Raw genomic sequence first — 14,542 nt, 5'->3', positions numbered from 1 at the left:
TCCTCTGTGTCACCTTATATAAGGAGGTAAGTGATTAAAGAGCAGTAAATTATTCATTTTGTAATCAAAAATTACATTTGTGATGTAAACAAAGAATTTTACTGTTTTGCTTGATCTTGATGTTGCCAACAATATCCGGATGCATCATTTGTTTTTCTTTTACATCGTGATCCACTTTTAGTTTTACCATGGCATCTACCATCCAAAACTATATTATTTTTAGTGCTATGATCTTTTGATTCGTTTTTAGTAGAATACTTCTTTTTTCTTTCAGAATAAAATGGCCAATAACTATAATTTACATTGCCCTCAAACTTATCTTCGATGCTATCTGGAATGGCACTGAAAAAATTCATTCCAGTAATCTCTTCTAAAGCATCTATAGTAACAATATATTCTTTTAATGGAGTTGAGGACCCTTTGTTGGGGATGATGAAACAAATTCCTTCATACGTGTTATTCTTTTCATCAACATGCAAGGCCAATTTATAATAATACCTTGGAACACTTACTTGATTACTTCCAATTGTAGGTAATCCATCTTCGAGAATTGGACCTGTAATGATATACATATTCTTAAGATCATAGGCCCAGACCCGAAATTGTTCTTCTAAGTTTTTCCAAATACCTCTATTAAACTCTGCTATTTGTGGTGACATATTAGATAAGTAAAAACTTTCGCTCATAGCATCTGAATTAAACGACATATCTGCAGCAGGAGCCAGGTGACCTCTGTCGTACCCCGATCCTTTGTAATCTGATAGATCAGCAGAATAGGTATCCACTTTATGGTCGGACCTAAAGTCATTACTTCTATTAGCAGCTTTAAATAATTCTTGTTTTGTAAGTTCGTAAGCTACCCAAGCAGCTTGTTCGTGTTGCTCGTTGTATCCAATAGTGTAATAATTATGCTCAATAATTTGGACTCCTTTAGCTTGTCCTGTAGATGTAGGAAGCCATTCTATGGGGAAATTGTCTAAGTTCTGTGCGACTATAGGAAACTGAAGGAATATTAATAAAAGGAAATTGGTGAGGAATCTATTAAGCATCGTTATTTAAATTAGGTTAACATTATAATTTGTTACAAAAGTATTTTTTTGATTTGATTGAAGTGAAAATATTTAAAAATATTTTGATTTGAATTGAACTTTTCGTCTATTGAAAGTCAATTTCTTTAAGAAATACTAAACTATAGTTACAATCTACTGCTTTTAAATTGTTACTGTTTAAATGTTGTATCATAACAACGACTGAAATTTATTTTAATATGACTTCGAATTTTGACCCTAAACCATTACTAAAAAAGGATATTTTTAGTAAGCTTAATGAAAACTTAAAATCTGATTTTGGAAAACTAGTATTTGATGAACCTTATACAGAAGAAAAATTCAATATCATCAAAGGTTATGAATTAAATCAAAATCAAATTGATTTGGTTGTTATAAAGAATGGAATCTCACAAAAAATATTTGGTTTCATCATTTTAAACGAAAACACCTATAGACATAGAATTCTTGATTTGAAAAATGCATTGAAATCATGTGATGCACTATATATAGTAATTGATCTTAAAAAGAGAAATCATTTATATGATCTATTAAATGATGAGATTTTAAATGAGATAGGAATTGTAGGGACTTTATCTAATCAGCAGTTCGAACTGTGTAAAAAAGCTAAAAATAGAGGAGGAATTACTCCGAATTTTCAGATCATCTAAGTAAAAACGCTTTAAATGTTAATAATGCACTTATTTTTGTTATTCAATGCTAAATTAATCTCAATGATTGTAAAGAAGGTGCAATATTATATAAAAAAAATAGAAATTAGAATTGGATTAGCACAAGAGCAATCTGAGCAAAAATCCTGTAAAACCTAATTTAGAGCCATAGTCTTCATTTACTGAGGATTATGGTTTTTTAGTTTATAAGGGGTTATTACAATAACTCTAAGTTAGGATCCCAGAATATCTGATCAAGATGTTGTATCTGATTATCGATGATGATTACACCCTCTTTTTCTAGTAGAAGCTGCATTTTATTGACACCATCAAAATGATGCTTACCCGTAAGTAATCCTTTTTTATTAACTACTCGATGGGCAGGGACATCATCCATCATATGGGACGCATTCATCGCCCAACCAACCATTCTAGCACCTCTTTTACTACCTAAGTACTCAGCAATAGCACCATAGGAAGTAACACGACCCTCTGGAATGAGTTTTACAATCTCCCATACATCAGAAAAAAAATTATTTTTTTGATCCATTGTTTACAATAATGTTGTTGTAAGTAGTTTGATAGATCTTTTGACCATAATTCTTTAGCCAAGCTAAAATTTCTTCACTGTTTTCAGTGCCGTAGGAGTGGTATTCAATTCCTAAGTCAGCGGTTTTATTCTTGATTATATCTTCTATTAAAGGTAGGTTTTGTTTTAGGTTTTGTGATAATTGTTTCAGTTCTTCCACGCTAGCATCGGCAGCTTCTTTCGCAGCTTTTTGTAATGCTCTTTCCTCTGCAAGAACATCGCTTTCTAATAACTTTTCTGCGTTCATTTCAATGGAGTCCACTTCAGAATCAAAATTATCTGTAAAGGAATTTTGTTTTTCTTCTTCAATAACCTTCAATTGTTCTTGTAACTTTTGGTCAAATCTTGTTGATAATTCCTGACATTGTTCTTTCTCAAAAATAGTCATCGTTACCCATGTTTTGCCCATGTAGCTTTCCCATAATAAGGTGTCTTTGGGGTTCAACATCATTTGTGCTAACACATCATCTTTGGTAGCTAACGATTGTGCATTTGAAAAAAATGGAAGTAAAAGGAATAATAAAAAGGTCTGAATAATTTTCATATCTTGATAAACAATATATTTATTGTACGATAATTTTGCGAACTATGAATCAATTTGATTAATTTTAAAATAACAAAAATACGACCATTATTCTATTCTTGTCTTTAGGTGAAAACGATCTTATCTGAAGTCTTGACATCATAGTATTTTTTATCAGAATAAGCATTTGATACATAGGATGAAAAAAGAAAAAGAAGGAGAGTGTGAACTTTGTAAAAAAAACTTGAGGTTGACTTTTCATCATCTGATTCCAAAAAGTAATCATAAAAATAAATGGTTCAGGAAAAATTACGATATGATGGAGATGAGGGAAAGAGGTATTATGGTTTGTAGAAGTTGTCATAGCTTTATACACAAAACACATTCAGAAAAAGTATTAGGAAGACATTTTAATACTTTAGAAAAACTGTTAGAAGACGAAAGAATTCTGAAATACGTTCGCTGGGCTCAAAATCACTAATCTATGATTAAGAAAATATATAATAAAGTACTACTATTAGTTTTGTTGACTTGCTCTTGTTTTGGGCAGGATTTTGAAATTCCAACTCCCAAGAAATATCTTGAGATTAGTCCCTTAATAAATTCATATAGAGGTGATTTAGGGAGTTTTAATCAGATAAATGGGGGCATCAACTTAGCTTTTATATACAACAAACCAAGAAGAGGGAACCTAAGACTAGATTTTACATATCTATATGTTCAAGCAAGTAGATTACGAGGAAAAGATTATGTCCCTCCAATTCAAGAACCTATTCCGAACAATTATTTTCAATCTCAAACATTGAATTTTTCATTGTCCTATATGTTTTATATCATCAATAAGAAAAATATAAAACTATATTTAGCTCAAGGGTTAGGTGTCTTTTATTTTGATCCACTAGATGAAAATGGGGAATCTTATTTTGAAAATATATCTGATAATTCTAGAGGGTATTACCAAACAAGAAACGAAAGTGAGACGTACTCTAAGTTTACCTTGTCTTTACCAACAAGGTTTGGGTTAATGTATTATTTTCCAACAAACTTTGGGATTGGATTGAGTGGAACATTCTACAATCCATTTACAGATTATCTGGATAATATATCTGATTTTGGTACTGTAAAAGGATACGATAACGTGTTTAGCTTAAACTTTAATTTTCATATACCTTTACAATACCAAAAGCTGAAGAAGTAACTATTCTTCTATTTTTTCTAATTCATTCTTTGAATCAACTACTCTGTAAAAGCAAGATTTTCGAGCGTTGCCTTCTTTATTTTTTGTATGGCAAGCACCATTGCCCATCATTTTTACTTTATATAAAAGTACATCTTGATCACAGTCAGTGAGTATATCAACCATTTTTAAGTAATCTCCAGATGTTTCTCCTTTGGTCCAAAGTTCATTTCTAGAGGTACTCCAAAAAGTAGCCATACCTTTTTCTAAGGTCATTTTTAATGAGGCTTCATTTCCCCAACCTTGCATTAAAATTTCCATAGAATCAATATCTTGAACAATCACAGGCACAAGCCCACCTCTTTTATCAAATTGAATATTTAATTCTTTTCCTTCTTCTAATTCTAACTTATTCATCACTTAAAATTGTAGGGTGAAATGTTGTTTTGGTTGTTTTTTTCTAAAAAAGCACAACCCTAAGTCATAAAGATCAATACTTATACCAACACTTTCGTGTTCAGAAATTTCTTTCCATGCCTTTTTCATTTCATTTGACCAATAGATGTCATCAAAAACAAAAAGTGTATTTTCATGAATATACGGAAGGCACATCTCGAAATATTTAAGAGTCGAATTGTACGTGTGGTTAGCATCAAAATAAACCATATCAACAGATTCTAATTTTTCTAATTGTCCTTTTAAGCAATCATCAATATTTCCAATGATAGATGTAATAGTATCTAATTGAAGTGTTTTGAAAATAGATTGAGCTATTTTAGCGATTTCAGGACAACCCTCAACAGTAACTAATTGAAGATCTTTAGTGCTGCTTCCTAAATAACAAGTTGATACACCTAAACTTGTACCAAGCTCAATAATTTTTTTGTATTTATATTGATGTACTAATTCAAATAAAAATCTTCCTGTCCTTTCAGAACAAAGGGAATATTTAGCGATTGACTGAATAGACCTTGAGTTGGAATTGCTTTTCTTAGATCCAGCTCCAAAATCGGTTACATTTATAATTTCTTTATTTGCTAACAAATGTTGCCTCTCTTTCTCTATTTGATCAAAGATATAATACCTTTTATCAGGCTCAATAATCTGAGTATAAAGGTGATACACGAAAGGAGAATGCAATCCATGAGCATTTCCAGCTTGATATTTATATTTTAGATAGTCTAAAACTTGCATATAGTCTAATTTAATAGTTCATTATTCCGCGTTAGTCCTTATCTTTGCGCGGATAAAATGCGAACTTCTTCGCAAATATCAACAAAGAAATAATCTTCTGAAACAAGAATTGTTATATAAATGGGTTTAAAATGTGGAATTGTTGGTTTACCTAACGTTGGGAAATCAACTCTTTTTAATGCTTTGACAAGTGCAGAAAATGCTGAATCTGCGAATTTTCCATTCTGTACGATCGATCCTAACGTTGGTGTAGTTACTGTACCAGACCCAAGGATGAAAGAATTAGAAAAATTAGTTAATCCTCAAAAGTCAATCCCTACAGTGATTGAATTTGTGGATATCGCAGGCTTAGTAAAAGGTGCAAGTAAAGGTGAAGGTTTAGGTAACCAATTCCTAGCAAACATTCGTGAAGTAGATGCCATTATTCATGTGGTTAGATGTTTTGATGATCAAAATATCGTTCACGTTGCAGGTAAAGTAGACCCAGAAGAGGATAAAGCAGTGATCGATATGGAGCTTCAATTGAAAGATTTGGAGTCTATCGATAAAAAACTTCAGAAAACTGTAAAAATGGCGAAAACAGGTAATGCTGAAGCCAAGAAGACAGTTGCTGCTTTAGAAAGATTTAAAGCACACTTAGAATCAGGTGAAAATGCAAGATCTTTTGATGGAACTGAGGACGAGTGGGAAGAAGTAAAAGATCTTTTATTATTGACTGCTAAACCTGTAATCTACCTTGCCAATGTAGACGAAGAGGGTATCAACGAGGATAACGAGTTGGTAAACAAAATGCGTGCAATTGCAGAGAACGAAAATGCACAACTTATTAAAGTTTGTGCAGCTATCGAAGAGCAAATCTCAGGTTTGGAAGATGAAGAGGAAAAAGAAATGTTCCTTGGTGAGTATGGTTTAGAGGAGTCAGGTTTGGATCGTCTTATTCGTGCTTCATATGATTTACTTGATCTTATCACTTACTTTACTGCAGGTGTTAAAGAAGTAAGAGCTTGGACTATCCGTAAAGGATGGAAAGCTCCTCAAGCAGCTGGAGTAATTCATACAGATTTCGAAAAAGGATTTATTCGTGCAGAAGTAATTCATTTTGCAGATTACGTTGAGTATAAATCTGAATTAGCTTGTAAAGAAGCGGGTAAATTATCTGTAGAAGGTAAAGAATATATCGTAGAAGATGGAGATGTAATGCATTTCCGTTTTAACGTATAATTTCTAAATAAATCAGAGAATTTCTTATTATTTGAATTGCCACAGTTGAGATTTTATTCCATCTCTCGATTGTACAATACAAAATGATAAGAAATTCTTTTCTTTTTCAAGACAAACGCTCATACTTATTTAACTGTCTGAAAAAAAGATAGTTAAAAATTTATCTATTAATCCAGAATACCCTTATACAAACAAGGATTTTTAATTGAATTAAAATACCTTGTTTTTATGACTACTAAAACCAAAAATAATTGGTTCATTATTCGATTTACATCTATTTACTTTGTAATTTCGTGGATTGATAGTCTATACCAAAAGAAGTTATTGATAAATGGACAGTGTTCAAGCAAAGAAAGAAAAGCCTACAGTACTATACGTAGATGATGAACAACAAAACCTAGTGTCATTCAAAGCAGGTTTCCGTAAGGTCTACAAGGTACTTATTGCAAACAGTGGGGACGAAGCTTTAGAAATACTTAAAGAAGAAAATGAGAACATCAGTGTTGTTATTTCTGATCAGAGAATGCCTAAAATGACAGGTGTGGAACTCTTCGAAAAAGTAAGAGGTCTATACCCTGATATTATGCGTATTGTTTTGACTGGATATAGTGATGTTCAGGATATTATCAATGCTATCTCTAAAGGTGAGGTTTACAGATACATCACTAAGCCTTGGAATAGAGATGAATTGATGGTAACTATCGATAATGCAATTGAAGCTTACAATTTAAAAGTTGAAAATAGACGTCTTTTCTCGTCACTTCAAGAGGCTAACGAGCATTTGGAAGAGAAGGTGAGAAAAAGAACCAAAGCTTTACAACGTCAAAATGAGGAATTGATAGAATTAGATGGAGAGAAAAATCATTTAATTGGTATTGTTGCTCATGACTTGAAATCTCCTTTAAGTCAGATTGATGGTTTAATCGAATTGATGAAATTCGATATGGAGACCTTTACTTCTGAGCAGAAAGAATATGTAGAATTGATTCAAACTTCTATTAAAAAACAAGAAGAGTTAATCAGTCAAATATTGGATTTAAATGCATTGGATTCAAAAGATGCGAATTTAAATATCAAACCACATAATTTATCTACATTAGTAAAAGATGCTGCAGAAAGGTTTGAATTAACAGCTCAAAAGAAAAATATAACATTATCTGTTGAAGTTGGTGAAAATCAAATAGCAAAAGTGGATGAAATATATTTTGGACAAGTCTTGCAGAATTTGATTTCAAACGCAGTGAAGTTTTCTTCTGAGAATAAAAATATTTTTATTTCTATTCAACCCAACGAGGACTATTATGAAGTTCATGTAAAGGATGAAGGTCCTGGTTTGAATGAAAATGATAAGAAAAAACTATTTGGACGATTCCAAAAATTATCTGCTAGACCTACAGGAGGAGAACATAGCACCGGCCTTGGATTATCTATTGTTAAAAAGATGGTAGAAGATATGGAAGGTAAAGTTTGGTGTGAATCCGAAGTCGGAAATGGAGCAGACTTTATTGTCTCCTTCAAAAAAGAGCAATAAATAATTAAAAAAAGGAATCTTTATCTATACAGGTAAAGATTCTTTTTTGTACAACATATGAACAATTCCATTTTCAATGAGTTTCATTGAAAACAATTTAATTATGAAGAAAGGAGTCTTACTAGTAAACCTTGGTACACCTGATAGTCAAAAAACACCTGATGTACGAAAATACTTAAGAGAATTTTTAATGGACGAAAGGGTGATTGATATCCCTTTTTACAAAAGGTGGCCATTAGTAAATTTAATTATCGCTCCATTTAGAGCACCCAAATCAGCCAAAGAATACGAAAAAGTATGGACCGATAAAGGTTCGCCACTTTTATTATATGGTTTAGAATGTAAGAAATTACTTCAAGAAAAATTAGGTCAAGAATACGCGGTTGCTCTTGGTATGAGGTATCAAAGCCCATCTATAGAAAGTGCTTTATTCGAACTAAGACAGCAAGGAGTAAAAGAGATTGTGGTATTACCATTATTCCCTCAATATGCATCAGCAACTACGGGGTCTGTAATGCAGAAGGTAATGGAATTGGTGAAAAATTGGCAAATCGTACCTGATGTATCATTTGTTCAACATTACCATAGACATCCTCTTTTTATTAAAACATTTGCTGAACTTGGAAACAAATACATGAGAGAAAGAACATACGATCATGTTATCTTTAGTTTCCATGGATTACCTCAACGTCAAATTGTAAAAGCAGGTATTTCAACTTGTTGTAAAGCAAATGGTGAAACGGCTTGTGTCAATAAAATGTATGGGAAAAACACATTCTGTTACCGATCGGCATGTTTTGAGACGGCAGATCTAATTGCAGCAGAAATGAAGTTGGATAAGAAAAACTACAGTGTTTGTTTCCAATCTAGATTAGGTAAAGATCCTTGGATCCAACCTTATACTGAAGATGTAATTATTGATCTAGGCAAGCAAAACAAAAAAAGTGTTTTAGCTTTTTCACCAGCATTTGTGGCCGATTGTCTAGAAACTACTGTTGAAGTAGGGGAAGAATACAAAGAGATTTTCGAAGAAAATGGCGGTGAACACTGGCAACTTGTAGAAAGTTTAAATGATCATCCACAATGGATAGATTGTTTATCCGACTTAGTAAAAGGTAATGAGAGTCAAGTGGAAGAATTAAACACTTATTGATTTCCACTGAACCGATATATTAACGTCCTTTTGTTTCTTGATGTCTTCAAGATGCTTGAGGACGTTTTCTGTATCCACCTTTTCTTTTAATTCGTCGATACTTTCTATAAACGATAAGTCTTTTAATAAATCCTTTACCAAAGACGCATTTTTCTCATTTTCGATTGAGATTACTAATTTTGTCATGATTGTATTGTAGGTTATTAAATTATTCGGGTGTAACTTATAATACGCAAACGCTATTGAAAGCCTTACGTTAATTACAGACAATTAATATTTCTAAATTGACAAGTATTACATAAGGTTTTGGGTAAAAGAATAATTTTATATGCCTGATAAAACTAAATTTAAAATCCTTAAGCTGTTTTTAACGCTTTATCATAACATAATCACAAATCGTAAAAATTGGCAGTTTCATTTTCATAATTGGATTGAAAAAAAATTACCAATATTCGAAATGATTTTAGGAGTTTTAGCCTTATTCAGCCTCGTTTATACACAAGGGTTTTATCACGAAGAAGCAGACTTATTTCATTTTATACGTTACGACAGGTGGCTTGCAACAACCTATTCTGTATTGATTATTGTTAAACTGATTAATGTTAGGAGAAAGGATATAGACTACAGGGAATACATTATTGATATTTTCTTTTTAGCACTTTTCATTTTCATTATTGGATATAGAATAATTTTCCTTCATGATATTGAGCTAAATACGGATAATGAAGGGTGGGAGGCATATACAGTTATTGTTCAGGTGGCCATGATTATGGCCTCATTGGTATCATTTTCCAACAATAGAAACTATTGGTTATTCTTTACTGCAAATAGTACAGCTATGATTTTCGGATCATTAATAGCCATTATTATTATTGGTACCTCCTTATTGATGCTTCCAACATCTACGACTACTACAATATCTTGGGTCGACGCATTATTTACTACTACTTCTGCTGTTTGTGTAACAGGTTTAGCACCATTTAATGTGTCAGAGGTGTTGACATTAAGAGGGCAAATTATATTGATGGTATTGTTTCAAATAGGAGGTTTAGGTATCGTAACCTTAACTACATTTATAGCTTTATCTATCCAAAAAGGAGTGAAAACTAAGGAAGAGATGATCATTCAGGATATGATGGAGTCTGAAAACATAAGTTCGTCGGCCAGAATATTAAAAGGGATCGTTGGAATAACATTTACTATTGAATTATTCGGTGCAATTGGTTTATACTTTTCATGGTTAGAACTTGATTTAACCACCTCAGAACGCATATTCGCTTCTGTTTTTCATTCCATATCTGCTTTTTGTAATGCAGGTTTTTCAATTTTTCCAGAAGGATTACAAGGAACAGCATTCGCAACCGATTGGTTTTCTTCTTCCATTGTCATGATATTGATTATTGTTGGAGGTTTGGGATTTAGGACTTACAGAGAAATTGTTAGTCGACGAAATAAGCATAGAAAACATTTCTCATTACAATCTAGATTATCCTTACAAATGACTGCTATTTTGATTGTAGTGGGCACAATAGGCATCTTTATCACCGATTATGATTATTGGATGGAAAAAAGTGGTGGCGATATTTTATTGCAAACACTATTTACAAGTGTCACTTGTAGAACTGCAGGTTTTTCAGTGGTTGAAATTGGAGATTTATCATCAGCTTCTGTAATGATGATGATCTTATTGATGTATATAGGTGGTGCACCGAACTCAACAGCTGGGGGTATAAAAGTGACCACTGTGGCTTTATTATTTACCTATTTTTGGGCACAAGTTAGAGGAAAGTCAACAGTAAATATAGGATGGAATACAGTACAAGAGGCAAGTATTAGAAGGGCGGTTATAGCATTTATGGTGTCTATATTGATCTCTTTTGTCTGTTTATTTATATTAACGATGTCAGAAACACATTTAGACCTAAGAGACATCACCTTTGAGTTCTTTTCTGCGTTAGGTACAGTAGGACTTTCTAGAGGAATAACTGCAGATTTAACTGTTGTCGGTAAATTAACCATATCCTTTGTGATGTTTAGTGGCAAAATTGGGTTATTTACTCTAGTTTCTTTATTAGGTGAGGATGAAGAAAATTACGAATACCGTTATCCTGAATCCTCTATCTTAGTTGGTTAGATATGAAAAAAGTAAATAAAAGATTTGTATTAATTGGAATGGGTGCTTTCGGTGTCGAAATTGCAAAAGCACTCCGCGACAATAACGAAGATTTATTGATCGTTCTGCATAATCAATTTGATAGTATGAAAGAGTCAAGAGATTCTTTGATTACTTTAAAGAGGTTAAGAGAAATGGGTTTTGAATATTTGTATGAAACCGATACAACAAACCCAATGGCCTTGAGAAAACATATTAAAGAAACGGATGCTGTGATTTTATCACATGGACAGAATTTCGAAACAAAACTATTAACTATTGAGGCTTTAAAGGAAATAGGGGTTCATGAGATTTATGCACGTGCGACTCGTGATATGCATGCTAGAGTCCTCAATAAAATGGGAATTACTAAAGTGATTTTCCCTGAAAAGCAGGAAGGAAAAAGATTTGCTTTGGAATTGCTTAATAAAAAAGCTTTGACTATTGACGAGGTAGCTCCAGGGGTTTTTATTAGTGAGATGAAGTTGCCAAAATCGTTTATAGGGGAGAGTGTTAGAAAGTTAAGATTCCGTGATACCATGCACGTTTCTGTCATCTGTTTAAAAGAAAATTCTTCTACTTGTCATTTAGAAGGAGAAGAAAAGATTTATATCCAAGATTTTAGAGATATTACATTAACAGATAGACATACACTAGTGATCGCTGGAGGTAAAGAAAGAATTAAACACGTTGTAAGTATGGTAGAAGGCTAAGCCTTTTGAACTACAATGCTAGATAATAAATGATCTAATTGATCAAATTGTTGATGGAGGTCAAAATGTTCGATACATGCAGTTCGGGCATTTTGGCCTTTTTCTTTTAATTCATGTGTTTTTAATTGATGAATTAGAGAGAAGTTTTTCGTCAAAGCATCATAGTCTGATGGATTAGAAGTCCATCCACAGTTAAAGTACTTTACGATTTCTGCACCTTCACCTTCTCCATGATAGATGATAGGTAAGCCAACACTCATGCTTTCATACAATTTTGCAGGCAGGGTACCTTTCACATAATTGATCTGAGATATTAAAGCAATATCAAATTGTCTTAGTGTTTGAGGTACTAAATGATAATCGATGGCTCTGTTTAGAAACACATTATTTAATTGCTTCTTCTTGATGATAGATTGGATATTTTTATAATCCACACCATCTCCAAAAATATGTAATTCAATATTTAAATCATCAAACGCTATTTCCTTAATTAATTTTGAGATACCATGTGCTACCCCTAAAACACCCATATAGACTACTTTGATTTTTTCGGATGAATTAAAATCAGTTTTCTGACGGAATTGTTTAGTATTTGTGCCAATTCGGTAGATATGAGGTAAATCAAACCCTAAATCTTTGATGTATTCTTGTGATTCTTTCGATTGTGTTACTAAAGCATCTGCTTTTTTGTAATAGAATTTTTCTAACCAATGCAATACTTTATAAGCAACTGATGATTTCGATAAACCATTAATGTCAACCATCGCTTGGGGCCATAAATCACTTACATTTAGCACTACATTTACACCGTAAAGTTTTTTGGCAAGGATACCAAAAATAGGCAATGTAATTGGGGGGGTTTGTATGAGTAAAATATCTAATTTTTGCTTTTTCACCTCTCTTAATGAAGTGAGCATACTAAATAGCATACTAAACATACTGATAAGACGAAGGAACATATTGTTCTTCTGAGAAGGCAATAACCAATGCCTAATTACTGTAATGTTCTTCTTTTTAGAAGTTCTTTTCCAAGTAAAAAAGTCTTTGAGGGTAATTTTTCCAGTAGGGTAATAAGGGTGAGAGGTAAATACAGTCACTTTATTTCCTTTTTTGGAAAAACTTTGAGCTAAGAATTCAAATTGATGAGGGGCAGCACCAAAATCCGGCGGAAAGCAATGTGTTACTATTCCGATGTTTTTTGATGTTTTCCCTAAGGTATTCTGTAATGTTTCTTGTATGTTCTCTGTATAATACGTCATTAAATCTTCCTAGCGATCTACTTCCCCCATAATAATATCAATCGACCCCATGATCACAATAAGATCAGATAATAGGTTGCCTTTACCTAACTCTGGTAAAACACTTAAGTTACAAAAACAACATGATCTTGCTTTAAGTCGTTCAGGGATATCAGATTTTCCGTTGGTACGCATAAAAAATCCAAGTTCCCCTTTAGGGCCTTCAGCTCTTGCATAATAATCCATTGCTTTTGGTCTAATTTTCTTAGGTACAAAAGCTTGAGGATCAAAATTTCTATCTCTTTTATGTTCTTTTTGAAGCTTACCAATACATTGTTCAATGATTTTGATAGACTCAAAACACTCTTCAACACGAACATATGTTCTGTCCCAACAATCACCTACGGAGCCCATAATTCCTTTGCCTACAGGAATATCAAAGTCTAATTCAGGGTATGCTGAATAAGCATCTACTCTTCTTAAATCATGTGCTAATCCAGATCCTCTAAGAACCGGTCCTGAAGTGGCATAATCAAGTGCTGTGCTTAAAGGTAAAACCCCAACATTTGCCGTTCTTTCTACAAAGATTTTATTGTTGATCACCATTTCTCTAAACTCAACGAGTTTAGGTTTGAGGTAGGTGATGAATTCTAAACATTTCTCTTCAAAACCAACAGGTAAATCATAATATAAACCTCCAATCCAGATATAATTATAAAGCATTCGAGCACCAGAAACCCATTCTAGAAGTCTTAGAATGTGTTCTCTATCACGCATCATCCACAAGAAAGGAGTAGTGGCACCGGTGTCCAAAACATAAGTACTTACCGCAATAAAGTGAGAAGCTATTCTGTTCAATTCGGCCACCAAAACTCTGATATATTCCACTCTTTTTGGAATTTTATCAGTAATACCCAGCATATGTTCTACACCCATTGCATAAATATGCTCAGAGTTCATAGAAGCTACATAATCCATTCTATCGATGTAAGGAATGATTTGCTGAAAACTTAAATTCTCAGCATGTTTTTCGAAACATCTGTGCAAATAGCCTAAATGAGGAGTAAGATCTACTACATATTCACCATCGGTTAATACTTCTACTCTTAATACACCATGCGTAGCAGGGTGATGCGGGCCTATATTAAGGACCATCTCCTCTGTACGAAGGTTATCTATATTGTAAAAGTTACGAGATGAATTTACTAAATGGTTTTCATCATATTGATATTGAACTTGTCTTTTCTCCATCAAAAAATAGCTGTTTGTCAAAAAGAATTATTAACAAAAGTCGTTAATAATCATTGAAAAATAAAAACTGATTACAAAGATGA

General features: G+C 32.7%; 16 protein-coding genes. 8 read left to right on the top strand and 8 right to left on the bottom strand.

Features of this window, described 5'->3' with window-relative positions:
* Positions 1 to 98: 98 nt before the first annotated feature.
* Entirely contained in the window at positions 99 to 1,049 is a 951-nt protein-coding gene (locus KMW28_RS12010; RefSeq protein WP_169663213.1) for a DNA/RNA non-specific endonuclease, read from the bottom strand.
* A gap of 218 nt (positions 1,050 to 1,267) precedes the next feature.
* Here KMW28_RS12010 and KMW28_RS12005 point away from each other — a divergent pair, with 218 nt between their 5' ends.
* Positions 1,268 to 1,717 carry a hypothetical protein gene (locus KMW28_RS12005; RefSeq protein ID WP_169663214.1) on the top strand — a complete coding sequence of 150 codons (450 nt, stop codon included), beginning with the start codon at positions 1,268 to 1,270 and terminating at the stop codon, positions 1,715 to 1,717.
* A gap of 217 nt (positions 1,718 to 1,934) precedes the next feature.
* Here the strand turns inward: KMW28_RS12005 and KMW28_RS12000 are convergent, their stop codons facing one another.
* Complete coding sequence (locus tag KMW28_RS12000; protein ID WP_066206723.1) at positions 1,935 to 2,267, bottom strand: MGMT family protein; 333 nt, start codon at positions 2,265 to 2,267, stop codon at positions 1,935 to 1,937.
* Positions 2,251 to 2,850, bottom strand: coding sequence for a hypothetical protein (locus KMW28_RS11995; protein WP_169663215.1), 600 nt, complete (start codon positions 2,848 to 2,850; stop codon positions 2,251 to 2,253). The genes KMW28_RS12000 and KMW28_RS11995 overlap by 17 nt, the downstream gene beginning before the upstream one ends.
* Positions 2,851 to 3,028: 178 nt before the next feature.
* Between KMW28_RS11995 and KMW28_RS11990 the strand changes: the two genes are divergently transcribed.
* Entirely contained in the window at positions 3,029 to 3,310 is a 282-nt protein-coding gene (locus tag KMW28_RS11990; protein ID WP_066206730.1) for a hypothetical protein, read from the top strand.
* A 3-nt stretch (positions 3,311 to 3,313) separates the two neighbouring features.
* Complete coding sequence (locus tag KMW28_RS11985; protein ID WP_169663216.1) at positions 3,314 to 4,027, top strand: hypothetical protein; 714 nt, start codon at positions 3,314 to 3,316, stop codon at positions 4,025 to 4,027.
* Here the strand turns inward: KMW28_RS11985 and KMW28_RS11980 are convergent, their stop codons facing one another.
* Positions 4,028 to 4,423, bottom strand: coding sequence for a phosphoribosyl-AMP cyclohydrolase (locus tag KMW28_RS11980; protein WP_084005760.1), 396 nt, complete (start codon positions 4,421 to 4,423; stop codon positions 4,028 to 4,030).
* A gap of 3 nt (positions 4,424 to 4,426) precedes the next feature.
* The gene (locus KMW28_RS11975; RefSeq protein WP_169663217.1) at positions 4,427 to 5,200 is read right to left on the bottom strand and encodes an O-methyltransferase; all 774 of its coding nucleotides are present in this window, start codon (positions 5,198 to 5,200) and stop codon (positions 4,427 to 4,429) included.
* A gap of 120 nt (positions 5,201 to 5,320) precedes the next feature.
* Here KMW28_RS11975 and ychF point away from each other — a divergent pair, with 120 nt between their 5' ends.
* The 3 genes from ychF to hemH all read left to right on the top strand — a co-directional run bounded on the left by ychF (position 5,321) and on the right by hemH (position 9,105).
* Positions 5,321 to 6,421, top strand: a complete 1,101-nt coding sequence (gene ychF / locus KMW28_RS11970) for a redox-regulated ATPase YchF (protein ID WP_169663218.1) — start codon at positions 5,321 to 5,323, stop codon at positions 6,419 to 6,421.
* Positions 6,422 to 6,752: 331 nt separating this feature from the next.
* Positions 6,753 to 7,952 (top strand): hybrid sensor histidine kinase/response regulator, encoded by a 1,200-nt coding sequence (locus tag KMW28_RS11965; RefSeq protein WP_169663219.1) that lies wholly within the window; start codon positions 6,753 to 6,755, stop codon positions 7,950 to 7,952.
* Positions 7,953 to 8,055: 103 nt separating this feature from the next.
* Positions 8,056 to 9,105: a ferrochelatase gene (gene hemH / locus KMW28_RS11960; RefSeq protein ID WP_240972629.1), complete on the top strand. Its 1,050-nt coding sequence runs from the start codon at positions 8,056 to 8,058 to the stop codon at positions 9,103 to 9,105.
* Here hemH and KMW28_RS11955 read toward each other — a convergent pair.
* Entirely contained in the window at positions 9,091 to 9,291 is a 201-nt protein-coding gene (locus KMW28_RS11955) for a hypothetical protein (RefSeq protein WP_066206754.1), read from the bottom strand. The two genes, hemH and KMW28_RS11955, sit on opposite strands and share 15 nt — an antisense overlap.
* A 271-nt stretch (positions 9,292 to 9,562) precedes the next feature.
* On the opposite strand from KMW28_RS11955, the gene KMW28_RS11950 reads away from it, so the two are divergent.
* Both KMW28_RS11950 and KMW28_RS11945 read left to right on the top strand, forming a co-directional pair.
* A complete protein-coding gene (locus KMW28_RS11950; RefSeq protein WP_169663221.1) occupies positions 9,563 to 11,239 on the top strand; it encodes a TrkH family potassium uptake protein in 1,677 nt (558 codons plus the stop codon).
* Between the two features lie 2 nt (positions 11,240 to 11,241).
* Entirely contained in the window at positions 11,242 to 11,970 is a 729-nt protein-coding gene (locus KMW28_RS11945) for a potassium channel family protein (RefSeq protein ID WP_066206762.1), read from the top strand.
* On the opposite strand, the gene KMW28_RS11940 is transcribed toward KMW28_RS11945, so the two are convergent.
* A complete protein-coding gene (locus tag KMW28_RS11940) occupies positions 11,967 to 13,229 on the bottom strand; it encodes a glycosyltransferase family 4 protein (RefSeq protein WP_169663222.1) in 1,263 nt (420 codons plus the stop codon). The two genes, KMW28_RS11945 and KMW28_RS11940, sit on opposite strands and share 4 nt — an antisense overlap.
* Before the next feature lie 9 nt (positions 13,230 to 13,238).
* The gene (locus KMW28_RS11935; protein WP_169663223.1) at positions 13,239 to 14,459 is read right to left on the bottom strand and encodes an NADH-quinone oxidoreductase subunit D; all 1,221 of its coding nucleotides are present in this window, start codon (positions 14,457 to 14,459) and stop codon (positions 13,239 to 13,241) included.
* Positions 14,460 to 14,542 lie beyond the last annotated feature (83 nt).

The sequence above is a fragment of the Flammeovirga yaeyamensis genome, assembly GCF_018736045.1.
Lineage (GTDB): Bacteria > Bacteroidota > Bacteroidia > Cytophagales > Flammeovirgaceae > Flammeovirga > Flammeovirga yaeyamensis.
This window is presented reverse-complemented; position numbering and strand designations above follow the sequence as displayed.